General features: G+C 39.7%; 24 protein-coding genes. All 24 read right to left on the minus strand.

Translation table 11 applies throughout. The features are described from left to right. Window positions 1-840 carry a sensor histidine kinase gene (locus HNR77_RS23945; RefSeq protein ID WP_184189915.1) on the minus strand — a complete coding sequence of 280 codons (840 nt, stop codon included), beginning with the start codon at window positions 838-840 and terminating at the stop codon, window positions 1-3. Window positions 841-869: 29 nt separating this feature from the next. After that, complete coding sequence (locus HNR77_RS23950) at window positions 870-1613, minus strand: response regulator transcription factor (protein WP_184189917.1); 744 nt, start codon at window positions 1611-1613, stop codon at window positions 870-872. 730 nt (window positions 1614-2343) lie between these two features. Continuing rightward, the gene (locus HNR77_RS23955) at window positions 2344-3933 is read right to left on the minus strand and encodes a UvrD-helicase domain-containing protein (protein WP_184189919.1); all 1590 of its coding nucleotides are present in this window, start codon (window positions 3931-3933) and stop codon (window positions 2344-2346) included. Beyond that, window positions 3914-5824, minus strand: coding sequence for an ATP-dependent nuclease (locus tag HNR77_RS23960; protein ID WP_184189921.1), 1911 nt, complete (start codon window positions 5822-5824; stop codon window positions 3914-3916). The genes HNR77_RS23955 and HNR77_RS23960 overlap by 20 nt, the downstream gene beginning before the upstream one ends. A 778-nt stretch (window positions 5825-6602) precedes the next feature. After that, window positions 6603-6878 carry a DUF7674 family protein gene (locus HNR77_RS29995; protein WP_221443983.1) on the minus strand — a complete coding sequence of 92 codons (276 nt, stop codon included), beginning with the start codon at window positions 6876-6878 and terminating at the stop codon, window positions 6603-6605. A gap of 444 nt (window positions 6879-7322) precedes the next feature. Then, complete coding sequence (locus HNR77_RS23965) at window positions 7323-8141, minus strand: carbohydrate ABC transporter permease (RefSeq protein ID WP_397367483.1); 819 nt, start codon at window positions 8139-8141, stop codon at window positions 7323-7325. Window positions 8142-8172: 31 nt separating this feature from the next. Beyond that, window positions 8173-9069: a carbohydrate ABC transporter permease gene (locus HNR77_RS23970; RefSeq protein WP_184189924.1), complete on the minus strand. Its 897-nt coding sequence runs from the start codon at window positions 9067-9069 to the stop codon at window positions 8173-8175. Between the two features lie 84 nt (window positions 9070-9153). Beyond that, window positions 9154-10491 (minus strand): ABC transporter substrate-binding protein, encoded by a 1338-nt coding sequence (locus HNR77_RS23975; protein ID WP_184189926.1) that lies wholly within the window; start codon window positions 10489-10491, stop codon window positions 9154-9156. A 729-nt stretch (window positions 10492-11220) separates the two neighbouring features. Further along, window positions 11221-11859: a class I SAM-dependent methyltransferase gene (locus HNR77_RS23980; protein WP_221443984.1), complete on the minus strand. Its 639-nt coding sequence runs from the start codon at window positions 11857-11859 to the stop codon at window positions 11221-11223. Window positions 11860-12131: 272 nt separating this feature from the next. Further along, a complete protein-coding gene (locus tag HNR77_RS23985; protein ID WP_184189929.1) occupies window positions 12132-12269 on the minus strand; it encodes a paeninodin family lasso peptide in 138 nt (45 codons plus the stop codon). A gap of 1296 nt (window positions 12270-13565) precedes the next feature. Continuing rightward, entirely contained in the window at window positions 13566-14024 is a 459-nt protein-coding gene (locus HNR77_RS23990) for a polysaccharide deacetylase family protein (RefSeq protein ID WP_397367470.1), read from the minus strand. Between the two features lie 355 nt (window positions 14025-14379). Beyond that, a complete protein-coding gene (locus tag HNR77_RS23995; protein WP_184189931.1) occupies window positions 14380-14562 on the minus strand; it encodes a hypothetical protein in 183 nt (60 codons plus the stop codon). Beyond that, window positions 14559-14939 carry a polysaccharide deacetylase family protein gene (locus HNR77_RS24000; protein ID WP_184189933.1) on the minus strand — a complete coding sequence of 127 codons (381 nt, stop codon included), beginning with the start codon at window positions 14937-14939 and terminating at the stop codon, window positions 14559-14561. Before HNR77_RS24000 ends, HNR77_RS23995 begins: the two co-directional genes overlap by 4 nt. A gap of 184 nt (window positions 14940-15123) precedes the next feature. Continuing rightward, the gene (gene rsiV / locus HNR77_RS24005; RefSeq protein ID WP_184189935.1) at window positions 15124-16008 is read right to left on the minus strand and encodes an anti-sigma-V factor RsiV; all 885 of its coding nucleotides are present in this window, start codon (window positions 16006-16008) and stop codon (window positions 15124-15126) included. After that, complete coding sequence (locus HNR77_RS24010) at window positions 16008-16520, minus strand: RNA polymerase sigma factor SigV (RefSeq protein ID WP_184189937.1); 513 nt, start codon at window positions 16518-16520, stop codon at window positions 16008-16010. The genes rsiV and HNR77_RS24010 overlap by 1 nt, the downstream gene beginning before the upstream one ends. A gap of 490 nt (window positions 16521-17010) precedes the next feature. Beyond that, window positions 17011-17349, minus strand: coding sequence for a putative quinol monooxygenase (locus tag HNR77_RS24015; protein ID WP_111270875.1), 339 nt, complete (start codon window positions 17347-17349; stop codon window positions 17011-17013). A gap of 145 nt (window positions 17350-17494) precedes the next feature. Beyond that, entirely contained in the window at window positions 17495-17842 is a 348-nt protein-coding gene (locus HNR77_RS24020) for a winged helix-turn-helix transcriptional regulator (RefSeq protein ID WP_397367473.1), read from the minus strand. 335 nt (window positions 17843-18177) lie between these two features. Then, window positions 18178-19179, minus strand: coding sequence for a glycoside hydrolase family 43 protein (locus HNR77_RS24025; protein WP_184189941.1), 1002 nt, complete (start codon window positions 19177-19179; stop codon window positions 18178-18180). A 345-nt stretch (window positions 19180-19524) separates the two neighbouring features. Then, a complete protein-coding gene (locus tag HNR77_RS24030) occupies window positions 19525-19986 on the minus strand; it encodes a hypothetical protein (protein WP_184189942.1) in 462 nt (153 codons plus the stop codon). Between the two features lie 350 nt (window positions 19987-20336). Then, window positions 20337-20522, minus strand: a complete 186-nt coding sequence (locus HNR77_RS24035; RefSeq protein ID WP_184189944.1) for a hypothetical protein — start codon at window positions 20520-20522, stop codon at window positions 20337-20339. Between the two features lie 333 nt (window positions 20523-20855). Beyond that, the gene (locus tag HNR77_RS30445) at window positions 20856-21341 is read right to left on the minus strand and encodes a nitroreductase family protein (protein WP_184189946.1); all 486 of its coding nucleotides are present in this window, start codon (window positions 21339-21341) and stop codon (window positions 20856-20858) included. A gap of 17 nt (window positions 21342-21358) precedes the next feature. Beyond that, complete coding sequence (locus HNR77_RS30450) at window positions 21359-21934, minus strand: nitroreductase family protein (protein ID WP_184189947.1); 576 nt, start codon at window positions 21932-21934, stop codon at window positions 21359-21361. Window positions 21935-21939: 5 nt separating this feature from the next. Further along, window positions 21940-22437, minus strand: coding sequence for a MarR family transcriptional regulator (locus tag HNR77_RS24050; protein WP_184189949.1), 498 nt, complete (start codon window positions 22435-22437; stop codon window positions 21940-21942). A gap of 307 nt (window positions 22438-22744) precedes the next feature. Next, complete coding sequence (gene ilvD / locus HNR77_RS24055) at window positions 22745-24436, minus strand: dihydroxy-acid dehydratase (RefSeq protein WP_184189951.1); 1692 nt, start codon at window positions 24434-24436, stop codon at window positions 22745-22747. Window positions 24437-24441: the final 5 nt, after the last annotated feature.

A 24441-nucleotide genomic window follows, 5' to 3' on the forward strand; every position in this document is an offset into this window, starting at 1 on the left:
TCATATCAATCCCCCTTTTTGAATCTCGACGATGGTTCTTCCATCCTTACGATACATGTTCATGATCCAACCCATCTCGTGACAACGCTCCTTCATAATTCGTAAACCAAATTTGTTTTTCTTCACAAACGGATCGCCCTCAAACCCTTTACCATTGTCCGATATAGTGATTTTCCAGCTATGACTCATGCCGATGGCCGTTATGGAGCCCTCGGTTGCTAACGCGTATTTATCCATATTAATGAGTGCCTCACGTATGCAAGCTAATAATTCTATTTTTTCTTTATCCGTCTGACGATGATCCTCCAGTTCCCAGCCAATCTGGATGGGAGTACGGATATCTTTGGAAATTGCATGTACTTGCTTCACCAGTGATGGTGAATTTTGATTTCCATCTGCCGTCACGTCACGATCGAGTCGAAGATTTGTAATGGCTTGTCTGACATAGCGATTCACCTCATGAATCGTTTTACGAATAGACAAAACGTGTTGTTCTTGCTGCTTCATATCGTTACCGGATTCCAGCTTTTCGGCTTTAACGGATAACAAAAATAGAGATTGTGCAATCCCATCATGGAGCTCTCTCGCTAACTCTTCTCGTGCTTCAAGCGCGGCTTTGGCAGAACGTGCGTTTTCCAGTTCCTTTTGGATTCTTTCAAGCATTTGAAAGAGCCTGGTCAACAGCGTGATACTAACGATATAGACTAAAACAGGTGTTAACCAGTTGCCTAAATCCATGGAGATATAGGGAAGCAAAAATTGATGTCTAACATACTCCCATATCGCCACTGTGATCGTTGGAATAAAGAGAATCATCCATTTAATCTGTTTATATGACATAAGTAATTCCTCACAATCTTGTGTACATGTTAAGAGAAAAGTCGTTCGTGGCTGCAAAACCGGTAACCATACCCCCACAAGGTTTGAATAAATTTATTTCCGTCAGCATGATTCGAAAACAATTTCTCACGTAATCGTTTGATGTGTGTATCAACCGTCCGTTGATCATAAATTTGTTGGCGGGATGATTTCCATACTTCTCTGAGCAACTCTTCTCTAGAAAACGCCTCCTCCTGGTTGGTGACCAAAAAATAAAGCAAATCATATTCTTTAGGGGTGAGATGAACTTCGTTACTTTGAACCATCACTCGCCTACTTGTGGGTTGGATCAGAATTTCAGAGATCAGAATTTCATTGCCTGATGAGGCTATGAGTTCGTTCAAGCGTATGCCTTGGACTCGACCTATAATGGCTTGGATACGAAGTAAAACCTCCCTTGGGCTAAAAGGTTTTGAAATATAGTCATCGGCACCAGCCTTAAAGCCTTCAATACGGTCTTTTTCTTCCGTACGACCAGACAACATAACAATGGGGATGGAGTCATTGTTAAATCTCATATATCTACATATCTCTAGACCGCTTATATCAGGTAGCGACCAATCCAATATGACCAAATCATAATGTCCATGGTTCATGTTGTAACAATGGATGGCTTGTCCGCCACTTGCTGCTTCATCAACAATGAAGCCTTCCTTCTCGAAGTATTTCTTGAGTAATATTCGTATCCTAGCTTCATCATCTACTAATAGAATTTTTTTACGGACATGATTCAATCGTCACCCCTCCATCTCCACAGAGCTGTAAAGCAGATTCTTACATTGGATTAAGCATAACCTCATATGTATTTGAGTTGAATGGCTCTGCTGGGCTATTCAATTAAATGAAATCACTAAAATGTAGACAAATCATGAATCTGTTCACTTATATTTCTAAAAAGTTATGGGATGGAAAAAAAAGTACTCCCCATGATCAATGAGATCATGAGGAGCATTTTTATAAAATCAGTTAATTTAGATCAATTCCCCATGTTTTTTCCGAGCTAGTTTAGCTGCATCTACGATATGTACATCAGTGCTGTCTAACTAGGCGAGTCTCGCTGACTTTGGAATCTTAACATGGTAGCCACCTCCGCTATCAATTTCAAACAGTAGCTAAGTAGCTATAATCGGGAATAGTACCAAGTTCTTATACACAGCTTAAGACAAGTTGGATTCTTAAAACGAAAAAGCCGCTACATTAGCGGCTTTTAATGGACAATTGTTCCTTATGAGATTTTTTAAAATCAATAAAATATGCCCAATCGATGTTCATACATACTTCTAATTGTTGATCTGACTATATTCTTGTCAATTACGTCAACGGGTACATTTGCTTGTCTTTAGAGAAGAACATTTTGTTTCAATTGAATGAGAGCGCACAATCATAATCTCATTGCATAGTCCTTTAATTTTATATAGGACATTGCATGCGACATCTATTACTATAGCAATAAAGTTCATTTTTTTACAAAGTTTCAAGAGTAGTTTGTACCTGCTCCGTTAATGGAGAATAAATATTCACCTTAAATTTATTTAGCAAATGTAATGTTGGTTCACTAACAGGTGTAAGACATGCAATACAGAGAAACTCTTTTGGCCTGCTAAATGCGACATACCCTAATCTACATTTATCCTGTGGATCATTTAATCTTTTCTCTTTATCATCCTCTAGCCACATTAAAAGTTCCTTTTCGTTTTTAGCGATAACTAATGCAGCGTCTGCCTGTAAACCTTTTGATTTATGGATTGTTAAAAAAGAATCCCTGTACTCACTTAACTCTATTGATAAATACTCCTTATCAGGAGTTATTCTGTTTGAGAGATCGTCTGCTAATCTCTTTGTTCTTTCTCTAATGTTATAGCTAACGTTCTCGCCTGTTTCTACTTTTTTACGACTAAATGTATTTTCTATAAAGTTAGGAAATTCATCTAAATTAATGTTTAAATTGTAGTTAATCTCGTAGAATACTGATAGGCATTTTTTCCTCAGTTCAATTTCGTCCAATCCTAGAGTCTGATGTAATAAATCATTTTTAGTATTATAAAATGCTGATAAATAATCATAAATACATGTAAAAAGTGGCAATTTTTCTGTAGATTTATTGTCAAAATTGCTATATCTATAATTTTTATAAACTTTATTCTCATGTGCTAAAAAAAATCTCGTTTTAGGAATAGATTCACAATATGCTTTGTTAATACACAAATTATTAAAATCAAAAATAATCGACTTTAACTTTGTTGATTCGATAAACATCACGGGATTTTTTGAACTAATCTCCTTGTTCGCCCATTCTTGTTCAATACTAGAGTGAAACTGATTAATGAATTTTACTATCGTTTCACTAGATCTATAATTGTTCATCAGTTTACTAATGGTGTAAATTTTTTTGTTCTGTAATGATTCAATGGGGTGCAAAGGAATACTTCGTTCACCAGATGAACCTTTTCCTTTTCTTGGTTTATTTCTAAAGTTCATAATACGCTGTTCGGGGTCTCCAACTAAAATAAGTTCAGAGCTTTTTCCTTTTCTAAGGATATCGAAAATTTCAAACTGCGTATTTGTAGAGTCCTGAAATTCATCTACTAATAGATATCTAATTCGGTTGCAAAAACGGTTTTTCACATTTTCGTCAAGTAAAATTTTCTTGGAAAGAGTAATAATATAATCATATGTCATAACACCTTTTTTCGAAAGTTGATTAACTATGATATTCTTTTCCATAAACTGATTAGAAGACTTAGCGATTTTAATTTCATAATCCGTAATAATTAGTTCGTTTGGCACCAAACCCAATATTTTTCCATAAGGTTTTATTAGGAATTTAATGAGAAAACTATGTATTGTTCCAACAAAGATATTATGTTGGACGGAGATATATTTTTGCACCCTTTCCAGAATTTCATTAGTCGCAGAATTAGTATATGTTATCACTGCCAAACATTTCTCTGGCGGTAATTCTCTTGACATCTTTATTATTTCCTTTGTTAACTCGGAGGTCTTCCCTGAACCAGCTGCAGCAATTATCAATCTATTATTTAGTTTTCTCTTCATTTTCTTCCCCCATAACAAACTTAAAGATAGCAACTATATAATCAGGAATAGTGAAGTCTTCATTATCTTTTAATAGTTCTTCATGTAAAGCGAAGGCAAAATCCGATTTATCATTTTCTATATTTTCAAAATAACTATCTGTGTCTATTTGGTCTTTCCATTTTTCCGCAACTTCTTTATACTTTATGGGATGAAGTTGCTTAAAAACTCTTAACAACAAATCTTTACTCTTGCCCTTTTTGTTAAATTTAATTATCTCTTTCTCGAATGTATCTTCGTTAATTTCAACAGCAATTACATTTTTGTTATCTTTATAATCCTCTTTTAAATTTTCTGCTCTTTTTTCCGTTTTCTTACCTTCATCCTTATCTGTTATAACACCACATTTAATGAAGTAACCATTTTTTATTATTTCTAAGAAATGCTTAAAAGCAACTCCATTAACGTTTATAATGTTAGCTCCAATGCTTTCCAATGTTATCTTGTATTGTAATTCAAAAAATAATGGAACTAATATTTGTTCAGAGATTCCTTCAACAAGTAAAAGCCTCCTTGCATAAAACATAGATGAATTTGTTGCATCGAGATATTTTTTTAAATATTTTATATGATCTTTCCCTTTCTTTTTATCGGAAAAACCATCTAGAATATAGTGATAGTTTATTTTCCCGTTATTCTTGTAAAGGATGACAAGATTATTTAAGTCAATTGAGGTTGTAATATTTGTTGAATGAGAAGTAATGATGATTTGTGTATCCTTCTTATCAACTTCCCCATCGCTTTCATTTTCCGAAATATTAAGCTCGCTTAAGTTCTTTGCCAGATGAGTTTGCAAGTGTGGATGCAAATGTGCCTCAGGCTCCTCTATCCCTATTACTCTGAAGGCTAATTTAATTTTATCATCAGTCTGTGAGGCTAAGTGTGAGAGTACAAGTGAGATAAACAATAAATTATTTTTACCTAACCCATTTCTTTCAATCGAAACAGGATTTTCTCCATAAACAATACTTAATTTCTTTAATATTTCATTAACCTCTGGGGAAGAAAAATTGAAGTCAATGCTATTTAATTCTAACGGGTTAGATAGAGAAATTTTATCTAAATATGTAGTAAGTTCTTTTTTTATTGACTCTAACTTTTTGTTTTCACTTAATTTTTGGTTTAGTTCAACAAGTGTCGTTTGAATTTCAATAAAGTCATTTTCATAATTCTTATTTAGAATTCGATATAACAATTTATATTCTCCGTTTGCAACCAATTCCTTTTTTGCATCGCGAAGAGCATCTAGAACCTCTAGTTTTAACATTTTTAGAAAGTATGGATCACATTTGTTTGTAGGATTATCCCCCCCATATATTACATACTCATACTGATCAATTGGAAACTCTACATGCTTATGTAATTCTGCTCTTTTCACATTGCCGGCGCTTAAGAGTCCCTTTAAATTGGAAATCTGCCTTTCAATCCATTCTTGCCGTTTAAATCCCCCCCTTGGCTTGGACCAATAAGTTAACTTCGCCTTAGTGAGCGTCGGTTCAAAAAACCAATCTCCTACAACAGCAAGTTGATATTCGTCTAAATCTTCTAAAATCAACTCAACTCTTACGTCAGGAAAGGCTATATTTGATTCCTCAATAACTTCTTTATCTATAAGCTCCACAATAGACTTTTTAAACTTTTCCTTCGTATTTGAATTTATATCATCAATATCTAAAAATCTTTTCTTAAACATAGTAATATCTTGACTTAAGACTAAGCCGATACAATCTATCAGATTCGACTTTCCGATATTATTCTCTCCAATAATAGCAGTAAAGGGTTTCAAAGGAATTGAAAATTTAGTCTCACCAAAATTTCTATAGTTCTTAACACTTAATTTTGAAATATGCATGACAAAACTCCTTAGCAATCATTTTGTATATATGATTATTCTACAGTAACTTACAGAAACCCTCCATTCCTTATGCCAAGTCCATTTACTTTCAAAAGGCTGTATGCTATTTCAGATCAGAAAAAAATTCAAGAGATAGTCCAGAGGAGTATAATTGGTCATACTTGGGCTTTGTATTCTATAAGATCAGAAATTATTGTAAAGAAGTATTGATAAAATGGTCGTCTATTGAACAGATTTTTATTACAGTTTGTATTCCGAAGGTTTTTCTGTGCATTTAACTGGATCTCCTTTAAAACTTCATGTTGCCCACACTGTTTTCTCTTTGTCCCCAGTAAATATAAAGATTAGTTTAATGAAACTGATCAAATATCTATACTTGGCAGTGAAACCTTTCTTCCATTTTCTTTATAATGGAACAGATTTTTTCTCTGCAGAGAATGATTCGATCCTTGTCCCACCGTACTATTTCTGTCATGATAAGATTTAGATAACAATCTAATCCGCAATGACACAATGTTCTTGACCCGCGACAATTCTATACTAGCGAGCTTTCATGTTAAACCACCTGCCCGTTATTTTAATGAATTAACAGGCAAATTAACAATTAGATATTAACCTAATCGGCAATCGGTACAAGTTCTTGTCCTTGGCTCGGGACAAGAACTTGTACCGATAAAATAAAAAAGCCGCTAAATTAGCAACTTCAATGGGAATATGTTCTTGTCCTCCGACACCCCTCGACATGGAACTTCTCTTCTTCCATCCATAACTCGCCTCACACTTTTGTTTGTTCCCCTAGATATTTCAAAGCGTTAGTCAAAACTGTTGTTCCGTCGCCGCCTAACCGAGCCATAACTGATACACTTACAACATTTCGAACATCAACATCATTACTTAAAGCCATTTGTTCGATAACCCCCAAAATTATCACAAGTTTTTTTCGCTCACTTTTGGTTAATTTAAGTAGGTTGATTAAATACGGATTCAGTATATTGCCAAAGGCAACGTGTGGCGGAACCTCGCTCTCTTCTTTCCATAGTTCATTTAGCACTTTTATGTAGCAAGGTTAGTCCCACTCAACTCTTCGACTTATTTGTTAAACTACCCTGTGCCCTTATGATACGGTTCAGCGTATTATCTATCTGTAAAGCGAAATCGAAGGCACCCAGTAGCGTGCCTTCGATGTTCTTACTGTCTCTCTTTGGTAAGTTGGATAAACGAACTAAGAATCCATCAACCAACCTTGTTGGGACACTCGTTCAATGTAAAGAACGTGCAAATGCTTCAACAGAGCTGCGGAAATCGGGTCTGCCGTCAGCCTTGCGTGAAACACAAATACGTAATAACGGCTGCCATTATGCTCAAAGGTCGTGGCATCGAGGGCGAAGCTTTCCCATTCGGTACGGACCACTACAGGAGTTGAAGTAACAAGCTCCTCAAGGTTGTGGGCTATACAGATTTCAATCCGATATCACCTGTTTCATCATAATATATATTACCCTTTAACAGCGCCTGCAGTCATACCGTCTATGAAATATTTCTGAAAAGCAATGAATAGTATGAAAATTGGAACGATGGAGAAGAAGGAGCCCACGATCAATAGGTCATAGTTATTGCCATAAGGAGTTAACAACGTTTTCAAACCGATTGGAAGTGTATATTTACTCTGATCTCCGAGCACCATGAATGGCCACAACAGATTATTCCAGCTATTCATCCCATTCAAAATAGCCATTGCCGCAAAGGATGGCTTCATAATCGGCATAATTAGTCTGAAATAAATCGCATATTCATTTGCGCCATCAACCCGCCCAGATTGAATAATCTCTTTGGGTATGCTTCTTAGATATTGCCTGAAGAAAAATATTGTCGCGGCATTAGCTATACCCGGCAGAATGATTGCCGAATAGCTATTCACCATTCCCAAATCATTAATTAGGCTGTATAAAGGAACCAGCAGTATTTCGAAAGGCACCATCATAATGAGCAAAACACATATAAAGAGGAAGTTCTTACCTTTAAAATGATATGCTGCAAAACCATATGCAACAAATGCGCTTACAAAAAGTGTTAAAACCACTTGAACGATTGTTAAAATCATACTATTCCAAAACCACACAAAATAATCATGTTCTCCAGTAAACAGAAAGATGAAATTATCAAAACTCATGATTTCAAAATCCAAACTTAGGTTAAGACCATATCTAACTAATGATTCACCTGGTTTAAAGGAAGACAGGGCCACTGCATAGAATGGAATCATAATTATAACGAATAGTATAATGAATAAACAAATAATTACTATTCTAGAGATGAAATCACTCCTCGTCTGACTTCTGCCCACTTTAATCCTCCTCCTTTTTGAACATTCCACTAAATTTCAACTGTGTTAAATTGATAACCATAGCAATGACTAACAGAATGATACCAACTGCAGCTGCGTAACCCAGCTTATTCTGCTCAATCCCTTGTCTATATAGGTATCCAACAATGGTTAAACCAATATTTTGGGGTGATTTGTTACCGTTGAACATCATCAGACTCTCGGTAAACATGGCTAAACCTGCATAAACACTAATTGTGGTAACATATACCGTGGTCGGCTTCAATAATGGCATTGTGATCATTCTAAACTTCTGCCAAGCAGATGCCCCGTCAATTGAAGCAGCCTCATAATATTCATTGTCAATGCTTTTCAAACCGGATAGATAGTAAAGTATATTAACGCCCGTCCATCTCCAACATGCGAGGATTAACAGTGCCGCCATACTCCATGCTTCGTCTTTCAAAAATTTAATAGGCTCTACGCCAAATAGACCCAGGAAACTGTTCATTAATGAACCTTCCATTTCACCGAATGTAAGACGGAAAATGGTCCCCGCAACTGCGACAGATGTCAAGGCAGGGAGAAAGAACGAAGATTTAAAAAACTCTCTTCCCACCATTAACTTACTGTTGATCATAACGGCAAATAACATGGGAAAGGGAATCAACAGCACTAAAGTTCCTAACATGTACACAACGCTATTTCTAATAGATGTCAAAAACACTTTATCAGTAAGTAATTTCGAATAATTCGCTTCACCAATCCATTTAGGATCCTGTCCCAGCATCCGATCTTGAAAACTCATTACGAATGAATTTACAAGCGGATACAACCAGAAGATCAAAAATATGAGTATAAATGGCAATACAAAAACATAAGGCGCAACTTTTTGAGAGTATACAAATTTCTTTATCATATTCTCAATCTCCCTTGACTATGGTTAAACCTGCCGACCACTATACCTGCCAACAGGTTTAATTGAATCATTTACTAGTTATATTTATTTCAATTCTTGTTCAATTGCTGCTTGTGCTTCATCCAATGCTTCCTTCACGTCTTGGCCATCTTCAAAGATCGCATTCAAAGTAACCGTATTGAATATATTGCCGATGGTTGGTGAAGCTTTAACGGACTTTATCACTCTAATTTCGTCCTTGATTTTATTCAAAGTATCAAATGCATTTGTTTTAAAGTATTGGACGTATTCATTTTCAGGGTTTTTCGTAACTGCATCATCTTTCCATACTTCCATGTTGATTGGGTCAAATCCAAGTGTATTCCAGATTTCAGTAGTAGCTTCTTTCGAAAGCTTAGCAAAGGCTACAAATTCTTTTGCCAACTGAACGTCTTTACCATTTTTAGTAACCACTGTGCCAGTACCGCCTAAGCCAACGGAACGAGGGTTACCTTCTTCGAATACAGGCAATGGAGCTATTGCATACTTCCCTTTAAGGTCTTTCATTTCGTTTACAAAGCGGGACATGTACCACTCAGGCATTAATGCACTTGCGTAGTTGCCTTTGTTATATTCGCCTTTTGCTTCTTCTGTGTCGGGTTGTCCGCCAGGGATCGTATGAATAACATTGTTCTTCTGCAGATCGACTAACATTTCAAGCGCTTTAATCATTTCAGGCGAATTCACTTTTGGATTACCATTTTCATCTGTAAAATCAGCATTTTGCTGAGCTAGTAGCAGCGATGCTTGGAACGAAGCTGACGTATCAGCAGTACCTAAGTACTTGCCAGTCTTTTCGTAAACCTGGATACCTGCTTGTTTGTAATCTTCCCACGTTTTGATGGTCTTGTAGTCAACACCTGCTTGTTCGAGAATTTCAGTGTTGTAAAAAGCAAGCGTAGCACCTACGTGATAATCAAAGCCATAAACCTGATCGGCTTTGGAGTAAATCTCGACACGTGAAGGAACAACAGCGTCTTTGTATGGCGCATATACATCATTCAAAGATTCCAGGGGAACGTTGTCACCTTCCAAGAATTTAGGGAATTTACCAAGCTCGATATCCGCGATATCAGGAGCACCTTTTCCGCTTGTAACTGCCAATAAGAGCTTGTTGTGCATATCATCGTAAGGCATAACCGTTACATTCAACTTAATCTGTTTGTCTGGGTTCTGTTGATTCCATAGCCCCAGCATTTTATCCAAATGCTTGCCGTGCAAATCTACGAATGTCCAAAATGATAATTCTGTTGCATTCTCACCGGCATTAGCTCCTAATTGCTGTGTTTCCGTTTTTGAACCAGAAGGATTACCACATGCAGTAAAAACAAGTGACATAATAAGGAGTGTAACGATGGAGATTAAAGCACTGCGTTTTTTCATTTGTTCGTCATCCTCTCTTTTTTGTTATGCATTTGAAAAGTCGGCTGACTAGTTAGTTCTGTTAATTTAAGCGGTTATAATCCATCTTGGCACCACCATCCTTAACATAATTCTAACCTTTCAAAGAAAAGACCCCTTCGCAACAATTTCTTAGAGCCCGCGCTGTAAGCGCTTAACGTGCCGTATTATAATATATATGAACTAGGCTTTATATAACCAATTGATTATAAAATCATAAAGTTTATGGGGAGATGCAACCTTTTGAAAAAGCAGGCGCTAAAGCATTCTTTATCAGATGTCCAACTGTTTAAACCTTTAGATGGAGAAGTCCATACAGCGGCTAACTTATACTCTAATCAGGAACTCTAGCCAACCAAAAAAATTCTGGCTGACCTAATATTAAAATGTTGAACTCGACCAGATCGGTGCTACCAGACTATAACCGACACAATGGCCAAGCCTCCAACAGTGGACCCTATCACTACACCAAAGACTACACCAAAGGTGACGATTACAGTGTAAACGCTGTTAACCATTTTATATCTGAACTAATTGTTATATTTCAAAATCATGATTTAGTAGCTGAACATTATCATAAACAAAACAAGGCACCTCTGTGGAGAGGTACCTAGCTATATTATCCGCAAGACATGTTTCTGGCTGAGCAACGGATAAACATTGAGTAATGCTGCAGATTTCAAACACCATAAATAAATTTAGTTGTCATTGTTATACAGCCTCTCTTTTCCGGAGTACCACTACGATATCTGTCTGAGGCACAAATAAATTGTAATTCGTTACATGCACTTGTCTCGTTTCGGTTACGGATTCAATCTTTAATTCAGGAGGAAGACAGCGCTCGATGTGAGTAATTAATGTTTCTTTGGTAAATCTCCAAATTACACCATCAATCGAAGAGTTCGCCATATAACCACCGTCCGTTGCAGAACCTGAAAGAGACTTGAGAATAACCGGGTCCGCAATAATGATAGATCCACCGTCACGTAACACTCTGGAGCTCTCAATGAAGGCTTTTTTGTGATGACGAATGTGATGAAAGCTTCGTGCAAACAAAATCATATCGCAGCTATGATCAGGTAAAGAAGTCGGCTTATCAATGAAGGCATGGATATAGGAATTAAACCTTCCCCACTTCTTTCCAAGTTTCAGCGCATTTAAATTCGGATCCATATTGAGAAAACGAATATCCTTCTGCTTGCGAAGATACTTGTTCAATAAACCTGTACCACAGCCCACCTGAAGAACATCGCCCCTTAAAGGGGGTAAAACTTTGTAGACATTATGAGGAATAGGGAAGTTTTGAACGTACATGGCTAATTCGTAGAAAATCGGATAACGCTCTTGCAATCGAACTAATTTACTGGTGTAGAAAGGCTTCCGCTTTTTGTGACGTTTAAAGTCCCATTTGTTCAAATAGTAGACAGGGCTTAACAGTAGGAACAGAATAATAAAGACTCCTTGGACGCCATAAATTCCAAGTTTGCTAAAGCGATCATTGAATTTATGAGGCATCGTTTGTTTAGAAGTATTGAAAATGATCACTCCTCTCTCACATCGAAAAAGCCGCCCACAGGCGACCTTTTGAGCAAGAATACGATTTTCAATTTGAAGTATGGTTATCAGGATGTTGGATCATATAGGTCTGCATCATGTTCTTCGAGCCAATCAATTTGCCTGAATCCATAGCCAGCCATCGTTTGCTGCACATCCAGCACCTCTAATTCCGGTGCCTGCCAAGGCGTTTTTTTCGTTTCCATCGGTTGTCCTCTCCTTTCTACAAAAACTGAATCAAGATGCGCGCAGCCTTACATTACTTGTGCGATTTTATAAGATACTATATGTATCTTTAAGAGGATTATAAGATACAATTCGTATCTTAGTAAACAAATATTTCATCCCTTTCCCTAGATTAAGTATTTCCCTTTAGCGTTATTGACCCAAGTTAAAGCCCACTCGCCTCTATATAGTGTTTTATTTTGACACATATCTGATTGGTAATCGGACTATGTTCTTATCCCTCGGCATATCTCCACGGAGTAGAATTTGTCAATGAATATTGTAACAGAGTCTGAAAGAATAAAATGATACATTGAATATGTAAAAATTAGTTTTATTTACAAAAAAAAACTAAGTATATGGTTACATGTTAAGAAAATTTCTCGTCATTTCTCTAATTACCACTACGTTACTCCCTGTTTCAGGAGCCTTTGCGGCTGAAGATGTAAACACAGCATTTTTACCATTAAATACCCCAGTAATTGCTAATGAAAAACTCCTTCACCAACAGGAGTAAATGTTGGCTCTCATGTATACGGTGATATTGTATATGGTGGCACAGAAAGTTTAAATGTTGAAGGCATGAATTATTTATATGTATATAGTTATAAATATGAGGGATGGGAATGGGTACAGAACTATTTTTTAGATAGAATTGTACAACCTTAAAAAGTTAAAGCAGAAACGGTATTAAGATAACCTGCTCTGATCTAACCTACATTCATAAAAAAATGAGCAGTTTGTAACTACGTCGGCTGCTCATTTTTTAACATCCCCGCTTTTTTATTGTCGAGATATCATTGAATTACTTTTATATATCTTCCACACAACCCAAACGCACGAGCTCTTATTAAAAACATGCTATCCCGTTGCATTTTCTTATTTAAACTTTCTCTACTTAGGATTGCCTCTTTGCTCGAATTTTCCATAGGAAAATAAGTGAACGCCTTGGCTTAAGCTCACTCAAACGATCCATTAGGAAGTAATAGTCATTAACTTGTCTAAAACCTTTCACTTTCTTTAATTTTTTACTGAGCTTTGGTATTTTGATTGCTATCTTGTTCCTAGACAATCCGACAGGCAGAAAATCTTGGTTAACCTCTCTGATCTCTATAAGTACTCCTATCTTTAGTGCAGATTAATGAATCTTGTTCTTTTTGTTAAACGTCTGGATCCGGACATGTTGATGATGTTTTTCCTGTTTAAAGAACATCATACCTTTAAAATAAAGGTGAACAGTTCTTCCAACTCTTCATCGATTTCATAAAATAAATTCATTAATTCATCAGCATAATTGCCAAGAGCTCTTCACGCTTCACCGCTTCCGAGTAGTAATCCAGATTCTCTCCAACCATAAAAAAAGTAGCTTTAGCATCATACTGGTTCATAATGTCCAACAACTGCCCCGTGTATTTGCTAGGTCCATCATCAAAGGTAATATACGCCACTTTACTGATTTGGCCCAAAAATCTAGTTGGCTGCTCTTTTGAGTCTGGCGAACCCTGAATTAGCCCTAATTGAACAGGCTTTTTAATAACAGAAATGGGCGGAGGTGCAGCCATCGTCTTTATCCAATGTGCCATACCGCTGAATGCATACGTAATCCCCATGACAAGGAGAATCAAACCCATAAGCACCAAACTTAACTTCCCATAACGTATTTTTCTTCTTCGTTTGCGACTTCCACCGCGAATTGCACTTCCGTACACTTTTGTTGATTCATGATGTGATTTCAAAGCCTTTCCACTTCCTATCATCTCTTTTATTGTGCTAGCTATTAATCTTTGAACTTGTTTTTACATAAAATTAATAGAAAAGTTCGCCGTGAGGCGATCGTTCTGTCCACCATCTAATTTAATTAGAAAATCCTTTGAGTCCGTGCGGGTAACCTTCAATTGCACTTGCCTTACGGAAGCAAGACGGGCGAGTTGTTCGAAAAGTTTGATTTGCAATAAGAAATTGCAGCCATTGTGATTTGGTGGGTTAATTAAGCCGAGAAAAAAGAATAAAGGCCGCGGGCGCAAATGATTGCGGGCGGCCTTTTGCTATAATCGAATATGAGGGCGTGCAGCAAAGGAGAACAGCGCGTTTTTAATTTCCTGCGTGGGAGATCGTGATCTGACCTTGCTTGTCTTGGATGGCCTTCAAATTCAGCTGGCGCAGTACGCTGGCTAAAGGCACCATTGGCTTGCCGTTTTTGCCGATGTAATGCTGGCTGGAAGGAATGATCGATTGTACTGCTCCGTGTACTTCTTTCTGGTCCGGGAGCTTCACGGCAAATTCCGGCGTGCCGGTTGATCCCGGAGCGATGCTGCTTCAGCGGCCTCCTTTCCCCATCTTGCAAGATCCTTGGAGGCATGGGATTCAATGATATCGTTCAGCTGATCCTGATATTTAGTGTCTGCAAGTCCTTGGAATACGGGAATGGTGATATCTGCCTTTAGCCATTTCTCAGATGAATTAAGCTTCTTGCTTATAACCATCTTCGCGCCAAGAGCGGGAGCCATAATCTGTCCGTTGTCGGAAGCGGCCAGGACCTGTGCGTGGACATGTACAGAAGAAAACCCGGAAGCGGACACCATCAGAATGCTTGCCATGCCGGCGACAGCCAAGGTTTTGGTCCATTTTGTTGTATATTGCATCGTTTTCATTGTAATTTCCTCCTAATGATTAATAAATATTTAGTCGTACAGTGGTTGTTAGATTCGAATTATTACCGAGCTGGGCTCGCCCAAGGTGATTTTCTGCTCTCTTACGTGGGGCTCATATGGTTGATCTACCAAGTGCGCCCACGCATAGTGCACCAAAGAGCGATTGTACGGAGCTAAACGGCTCTTATTGGATATACTCGTTGCTGACGAGCAAGTCCTGGATCGCCTCCGTCGGAATCGTAAACTGGGCAACGCCCATGTAGCCAGGTGCTACGTCATATTCAATGAAGCTGATGACCAGCTTGCCGTCCTGATTAATGTAGAAATTCTGGTTCTTCGCGATGCTGCGGAACAGGTCCTCCTTCGGTATATCCGGCTTGATCCCCGGCTGCTGAACCCAGTAAACCTTGCTCGGGTCGTCCTTCATCTGCTGACGCATTTGCTCTTTAATATTGTCGCTGATCCCTTGAATATAGCGATCATCGCTGAAGAGGCTCGACAGCGTGATGACGATCTGGTTGACTTTATCGATCGTATCGTATTTGCGGGATTCTGCGGAGGACCCGGCTGATTCGACGACATAACGAGAAATGGTCAGCAGCCGATCCGTATCGGTGACGACTTCATAGCCGCTTTCCAGTCCGAGGTGCCATTTCCCACCTTTTTCCATATGGGCTACTTCATCCTTGAAGCCCTCATACAGCTTCTTGTTTTCCTCTAAATATTTGGTATTTAGGGACTGCTCCAGTTCAGGATCACCGTTGCCGGCAATGCCGGGCGTTTTAAGATTTACATCAGTGTTTTCGTTCTGTTCGGTATATTCCCGGATGGTGATCACCTTCACAATCTGCCCGAGCACCGGCACTTCAGACAGCGCCTTGGCGAAGGCAGGGCTGGTATTTACGCCGACAGACAGTAGGATACAAGCAGCCGCAACGCTTACGAGCCAGGGCATGGCCTTTATTTTTGTTCGCCGGGAGGCGATCGTTCTGTTTACCATCTCATTTAATTCATCGGGAATAGGAATGGACTCATACTCCCGCCTCATCCTATTCAGCTTGTCATTCATTATCGTTTCTCCTCCTCTTGATCTTCCTCGCTCATGTACACCCGAAGCTTCTGCAGTCCTTGATATAGCCTTGTTTTCACGGTATTCAGATTCTCGTTAAGCACCTCTGCAATTTCTTCAAACTTCATATCTTCAAAAAAGCGGAGGATTATCAAGATTCGGTATTTGTCCGGCAGCTCCTTCAGTGATCTTGCCAGATCCAGATCAGTATAATGGTCTTGGCTGTTTGGAAGCACAACCTCCAGTTTTTCTTCGTCCATGAGCTGGACTTTTTTCTGTTTTCGTATGAAATCCAGTGACGTTGTCACGATGATGCGAAAAAACCAGCTTTTTAATGAACCCGTATTCTTCAGGTTTTCGATGGACATGAACGCTTTGTGGATGGCATCCTGTACGATGTCGAGAGCATCCTCTTTGTTGCGGACATAGCTGTAAGCTAGTCGATACGCCCTTTCCTGGTTTTCGGTGATGCATTGGATGAGAAGCTTTTCCAGCTTCCGGCCGACTTTCATTTAATGAGACACTCCTTTGGGCCCGCGCGGGTAACCATCAATTGCAATTGCCTTACGGAAGCAAGACGGGCGAGTTGCTCAAAAAGTTTGATTTGAAATTAAAAAATTCAGCCGTTGTGATCTAGCTGCGATTTGGCGGGTCAATCAAGCCGTGCAGGAAATAAAAGGCCCCAGCTTCACCGGGGTCCTAAGCGGATCTTTCTATTCACTGTCATATTTTCGGATATGTAAAGCGGAATTATGCCCGCCAAAGTCAAACTTCCTAACCTAGATCACTTTGGTCTTGTCTGTCTCGTTAATACCATATATTTGGAAATTACATGCCCGTTAGTAAAATGAGAAAGCTGTAAAACCTGATAAGGCGTCCATCTAATCAGTAATGGGGACATGTTCTGGTCCTTAGCTCGGGACAAGAACTTTACTGAAAAATAATAAAAAGCAGCTGATCATATTAATCAGCTGCCTTTGTGTATCATTGCGCTATCGTTAGTTAAGTTAGTAATGTCAGTCTACTACCCCATTCACCGACTGGTTCAAGCCAGCTTACGATTCGATCATCAATAAGTTTGGTAAGTGAATCTTCATACTCAGCACGATAAGGTTTATTTAGTTCGTGTTGAATCCAGCTTTCTTTTGTACCCCGCCAGATCTCATAGATGACAAGATCATCCGGATGATCAAGATCATCGGAGACAATAGCACTGACAAAGGAAGGTTCACTTTTGAAGTTGCTAATCATTGAAAATAGGCTTTCACGGAATGATTCTTTCTTACCAGGCTTTATTTTAAAACGAATATTAAGAATTATTTGATTGTTGTTTGTTGACATCACTAACACTCCTTTTATTAATTTTCTTCCTGGTCACAAGTTTATTATGTACTATGTATTAATATTGAACTAGTACGTACTTTTAGGTTATATAGTAACTTAAAAGTAATAATTGTGATTAAATATAGAATAAAATAAAATTATTTTATTCTATATTTAATCTCCGATATTTATCCTTGTTCAATGTCTTCTCTGCATAATTCTGACCCCAATCGCAAAGAGCTCGCAAAGTGGGTTCAAGTGACATACCTATTTCTGTTATTGCATATTCCACTTTTGGTGGTACCTGATTATACATTTTTCTTTTAATCAAATTATTACTCTCCAACTCCCTCAACGACTGTACTAACATTTTCTGTGAAATTGATGGTATGAGTCTTTTCAATTCACCCGTCCGTTTAGGTCCTTTTATTAAGTAATACAGAATAAGAGGTCTCCACTTTCCGCCAATGACATCTAACGTAATTTCCAGATCACAGTAAACCGTTTTCAATTGAGAAACACCATCTCTCATTTAATTTCCATTATTATAGTACACTTCTGGTAGCGCAAGCATGGTTATTCTCGATTTACAAGAGATTCCTTATAAATGCTGCTGAGTAATCAAGTTTTAACTACATATATTGAATTTATTGATAATAAAATATACCCTCAAATAACATCGAATGAATTCGATTCCTTAATTCTTACCACAGTTATTCGTTATGTTGACCTAATTTACGTTTGAGTGACACATCTGATCCTCCTATCAAAAAAGCAGCCCCGTCAGGAGCTGCCTCATGTTATGCGTTATCTTGTAATCTTATCTGTTTCCGCTAACCCGTCAGCCTACTCGGCATCCGGATAAGGATTGATCTTCTGGATTGTTCCGTCTTCGTTGTATTTCAGCTCGGAATATTTAACGCAGCGCTTGTGGTTGACGCCTTCAGACAGGGAGCTGTCGTGATAGAACAGATACCATTTGTCTTCAACTTGCACAATGGAGTGGTGGGTTGTCCAGCCGATAACTGGAGAGAGAATCTCTCCCTTGAATGTGAATGGTCCCATCGGGCTCTTGCCGATCGCATATACGAGCTTATGCGTGGTTCCTGTAGAGTAGGACAGGTAGTAATAGCCGTTATATTTATGCACCCAAGGCCCTTCAAAATATCTCCGGTCTTCATCGCCGGCCAGAATCGGATTCCCGTCTTCATCGACAATCGATATCTCGACAGGCTTGCCCTGGAAGGACAGCATGTCGTCGCTAAGCAGCGCAACTTGCGGTCCAAGCGCCGGCTGGTCAGGAGCCGGGCCTTCTGCATCTGGCACGAAGCTGCCGGTCTGCCATTTCTCCAGCTGGCCGCCCCAGAGTCCGCCGAAATAGATGTATGACTGATTGTCGTCATCCACCAGTACGGCCGGATCGATGCTGAAGCTGCCTTCCATATAATTCGGCTGCGGCATGAACGGGCCTGCCGGAGACTCTGATGTTGCCACACCCAGACGGAAGATGCCGTCATGGTCCCGTGCCGGGAAGAACAGGTAATAGGTATTGTTCTTATAGGCTGCATCCGGTGCCCAGAGCTGCTTGGAGGCCCATGGAATATCTCTCAGATGCAACGCTTCACCGTGATCGACCACCGGGGAATCGAAGTTGTCCATCGAGAGGACATGATAGTCTTCCATTTTATACTGGTCGCCGTTATCGTTGCTCGGCTCGTCATGATCGAGGTCATGGGAAGGATAAATGTAGATTTTGCCCTCGTAGACATGGGCTGACGGGTCAGCAGTGAAGATGTGGGTTACGAGCGGCTGGTGGGGCTTAGGTATTTGTTGTTGTTGTTGATTCATAAGGCATCTCCTTTGTATTGGAATAATAGAATCCTTCATGCATAGCGCTCAATTATCCGGCGATTACGGTAATTCATTGAATGCATCTCTTCCTGCAATCAAAGCAAACGCTTACAATATCTGTTGTAATTCTACACTCCCCGCTAGTTTATTCCAATACACATACTAAAGGTCTTCCCCGAAAAAATGTACAATTTCCACCGGCGCTTGCTGCTCGAATTGATAAATGTATCTTTGTAGACTTTCCGTTTAAGGTGATTCGGTAAATGTTCTTGGTATAAGTTATCCCCCCATCTCGGAAGTGAGTAATAAATTCTATGCGGGATGTTCCAAACACAACAGGAATCATGTAATTTCCTTCAGTAGCCTGTTATTTTTTAGAAAACCACATTTGTGATAGAACGTCTTCAGTTCCTCATGTGTAATCCCCCCACCCTCTCGCATAGTTCCGCTGATCTTGGTAATATGTTTAAAATGGTTGCAACTTGCGTTCTTATTGTATTCATCCACCTTTATGTTATAGATTTTAACGAGATCAAGTAGAGTTTCAAGGAGGATACGACCGTGCCCAATTCTCTTACGAAACGATTGAATTTCTTCAATGACGAGTTCATCCTGCAAATAAGTAAAAAACAAATATGAAGGATTCTCTATCTCACTAAACTTCAATTGAATTTCGCCAGAGCTCATAACGAACTTGAGACGAGCTAGATCAAATGTCACCTCTACTTCTTTGGGAATGTATGCATTATCCCGTTTTTTTACACAGTATATTGGTTTTTCGTTCACCTCTAGATGTTCTTCCATCAAACTGCATCCTCCAATCATTCATTTCACGATTTATATATATCTAATCGTCGGTGTTCATAGAGTTCATTCCCCAAAAAAATTGATTAAAGTAATAGAAAACCTCATTTAGTGACTAAAATGCATCATTAGTTATTAGATCCGTGTTCATTCTTTGGCTAGCTACGCATCTAGAGCAAAAGTGCAATTCTACTTCTACTTAGGGATTAAGAAGCAGTTTTAATGAGTGGGGCACGGCTAGCTCGTGAAAACTCGTCACGATTGTAAAAGTGTTTTCAGTAAACTCGTTAAACCTATCCTTAGTCAAAGCGTCTTTTAAAACAAAAAGCCCCCAATTTAGAGAGATGGAATTATCTATATAACCAATAAGCGCATTCTACCATCAAAAATATCCCACCACACAAATATTTATTTATTACAACCGACCAATTGAAGCGATCTTCACCTCTTGCTCCTTCACCAAATCCTAATGCAATAAAAACAATTCCTAGTATCATGCCGATCCAAGCGACAGAAGCAATCAGCCCTCCCATCATCCGGACAACCTCCTCTAAACTCAATTGGGAATTAACCAAATACTTTAGAATTTAGGATGTGTCTTGAAACCTGCTGAAGTGCTTCTTTTACCGCCTTTTCGCCCCCTGCTGCGTCACTTTCCCTTGACGTGCCCCGGCACGCCTGCGGTAAACTTCCTGGCTTGGAACGAAAATTCAGCAAAATTGACTTCCTTCAGAGCGCCCTAAAAACTTGTACAACTTCATGAATCTAACCAGCTGTATCCTGATAAATACGCTTAATAAGGATCAACCCATCATTAATATAACGATCCCAAAATTTAAAATATCGTTCATGTTTTAGTCCTCTCCACCCTAGAGAAGTTCAAAATGAAGCTCAGTCTCTGATAACGTGGTATTCCCTTTCGACGGAATTGAACCGTATCCCAATTCTAGAACCGCAGCAATGCGCTCGTTACTCAGTACACCAAACATTTCAGTACGGCTCGGGTCGTACATCCAGTCATGCAAGGTACAGCGTACACCTAGACTCTGCTCGTGAGCGAGCAATCGGAAATTTTGGATTAGACAGCAGACAGCTGCAAAGTCCTCTTCCCGCTTATGTTGATCCGCCTCTTCCTTCACCAAGACCAGAAGATACGCGGGAGCCTTCTCCTGCAATTCCTGCATGATGTCCCCATACCGGTTATCAGCAAATATAAATCGCCACGGCTCTCGTAGTTCATCATTTGGCGCCCATACGGCATGATTGAGCAATTCAAGGATTAGCTCCTGCGATACCGGTCGATCCAAAAACTCACTTGGAGTCTGAATGTCTCCTTCTAGATCTGACAATTTCATTTTTACATCCTCCTCTCCTATATAGACTGCCCTCGTAAGACAGTCCATTTCTGCTCGGCTGGCGTTCTTTTCCGACTTCTTGGCGCTTTCTCGTAATATCCTATATGAAGAATGCCAACAAATCTTTCATCCTCACGCAAGCCAATTCCTTTAAAAAAACCTTCATGTAGAATCATGGACTCTGTATCCCATAGCATTCCTAACCCATGTTCCCAACCTATCAGTTGGAAGCTCTGCATCATCCCGCAGGCAGCCGCATAGTTGCGGTCATTGGTCAGACGATCCGGTCCTACAGTCGACATAACAATGAGATGCACAGGAATATCCGTAAATCTCTTTTTGAAAATATCCAGAAGTTTCCCAGGAATCAGTTTGCCGAGCCTGCTTTGTGACATCTGCTCCAGCATGCAGTCCACCAACCGTTCGCGTGCTTCTGGAGTTCCGGCATATACTACACGCCACGAGCCAGCCTCAGCAAATGGTTGAAGCCGATTAGCCTTGCGAAGTAATTCAACAACTAACTCCTGGTCCACCGGCGTAGAGCTATATTTACGAATGCTCCTGCGCGCCCTGATCAATTCCGCCAGACTCAAATGCTTCACTCTCCTTCGTTCGATCTGGATTCAATATTTATACTGCTGTCCTGAAGAAATTGATGGATTACTTTTAGCTCTGTCTCTGAATATTTGTCGAGAGTACGATAGAAGCGTTCAGTCTCTTGTGCATGCAGACGTTCATGCAGTTCAAAGATTTTTTTGCCTTGCGGTGACAGCCGGAAGTAACTCTCCTTCTTGTTGTCATTCATTTTTGTGCGTTTGACGAATCCTTCCTCCAGCAGTTTGTTGCCTATTTTGGTGATACTTGCTTTGGACAAATTCATCGCCTCGGCAATACCGGTGTTATTGATAGGCTCATGTTTGCCAATGCAATCTATCATATGAACCGCGGTCAAATGCTGAGGAATTTTCTCGATGCTTTCTCGCTGGGCGACACTTAGGAAATGCTCGATTTCTGTATCCTTGTGATTCTCATATACATGTAAGAAACGGATAAATTGGTCATAAAGCAACTGTTTTGTTTGATCTTTTGAAGTCATCCTTTGATCACTCCTTATTTACTTGTAAACAAAAATATTGTTTTAATAATGTAGTGTTTTTAAACAATTTTTAATATATTGTTCACTGGTGAACAATATAACATGAATGATAATGATCATCAACTTAATTCTCTGACATTGCAACATCACGCTACAGTCCCGGACAGAGACCTGCCTTAAAAGGAATATCTTATCTTTTTAACCTGCCTATTCCGACCCTGGATTTCCACCCTGGTCAACAAAAACCCGCTAATCTTTTCTGATTAACGGGTTTTAAAAATTCAATCTTTTTACATACTTTATTTGTTTATTCCATCCAATCTGTTACTGCACCTCTTGAAGCAGAGGAAACTAATTTGGCATATTTGCCGAGTACACCGGATTTTACTTTCAGTGGAGGTTGTACCCATGCTTGCGCTCGAGCGGTTAACTCTTCTTCTGACACCTCAACCTTAATTTCCTGGATGTCACTGTTAATGGTAATAATATCTCCATTTTGGAGCAAAGAGATCGGACCGCCTACTTGTGCTTCAGGTGATACATGGCCGACTACAAATCCATGCGAACCGCCAGAGAATCTACCATCTGTTATGAGAGCAACTTTCCCGCCGAGACCCTTTCCTACAATGAGTGCTGTAACGGAAAGCATCTCAGGCATACCTGGTCCACCCTTCGGACCACAATAGCGTATGACCAATACGTCCCCTTCCTGAATTTCATCGTTCATGATCGCTTCTGTCGCTTCATCTTCGCTATCATACACCTTTGTCGGTCCGGAAAACTGTTGTATCTTCATGCCTGACATTTTGGCAACAGCGCCTTCAGGAGCGAGATTTCCTCGAAGCACAACCAGTGGTCCATCTGGCTTCAGCGGATTATCGAGTGGTCGTATAATCTCTTGATCATTCTGAAGTGGAGCAGCTTCTGCTAAATTTTCCGCCAATGTTTTACCAGTTACCGTGAGGCAATCCCCATGAAGTAATCCTTCAGCGAGCAATAGCTTCATTACCCCTGAAACACCGCCAATATCATTCAAATCCTGCATCACATATTGGCCACTTGGCTTCAGATCTGCCAGATGCGGAACACGCAAGCGAATGCGCTCAAAATCATCCAAGGTTAAATCGACTTCTACGGAGTGCGCAATAGCTAGCAGATGGAGAAATGCGTTGGTTGATCCCCCTAGAGCCATAACAACGGTGATCGCATTCTCAAATGCTTTCTTCGTCATAATGTCTCTTGGGTAGATTTCCTGTTCAAGCAGTGAGATGACCTGCTTACCGGCTGCTTCGCATTCCAATGCTTTATCCGCTGAGATCGCTGATGTCGAAGAAGAACCAGGCAAACACATCCCCATGGCCTCTGCAGCTGCGGCCATCGTATTAGCGGTATACATGCCCCCGCAAGCCCCTGGACCCGGGCAAACACTACATTCGACCTTATGCAGCTGTTCATCTGTTATTTTTCCATCTTGATATTGACCAACGGCTTCAAAAGCGGAAACGATATCCACTTTTTTACCATCAAGATTACCAGGTTGAATGGTTCCTCCATAGACATAAACGGAGGGAATGTTCATGCGTCCAATGGCCATCAGACATGCAGGCGTATTCTTGTCACAACCACCGATTGCAACAACGCCGTCAAAACGCTCGGCTCCGGTCACAATTTCAATCGAATCAGCGATAGCTTCCCGACTTGGCAGTGAGAACAACATCCCTCCGTGCCCCATCGAGATTCCATCCGATACGGTAATCGTATTAAAAATCAGTGGAGCACCCCCGTTATCGCGTGCGCCTTGCTTAGCTTGTACCGCTAAATCATTGATGTGCATATTACACGGTGTTACTTCACTCCACGTACTCGCTATTCCGATCATTGGCTTTTTAAAATCCTCATCCTGAAAACCAACTGCACGCAGCATCGCTCTGTTCGGTACCCGGTTAGCACCTTCACTGATTACCTTGCTTCGAATACGAAGATCTTTTTTATTTTCCATGTTTC

The sequence above is a fragment of the Paenibacillus sp. JGP012 genome, assembly GCF_014203995.1.
GTDB classification, from domain to species: Bacteria; Bacillota; Bacilli; order Paenibacillales; family Paenibacillaceae; genus Paenibacillus; species Paenibacillus silvae.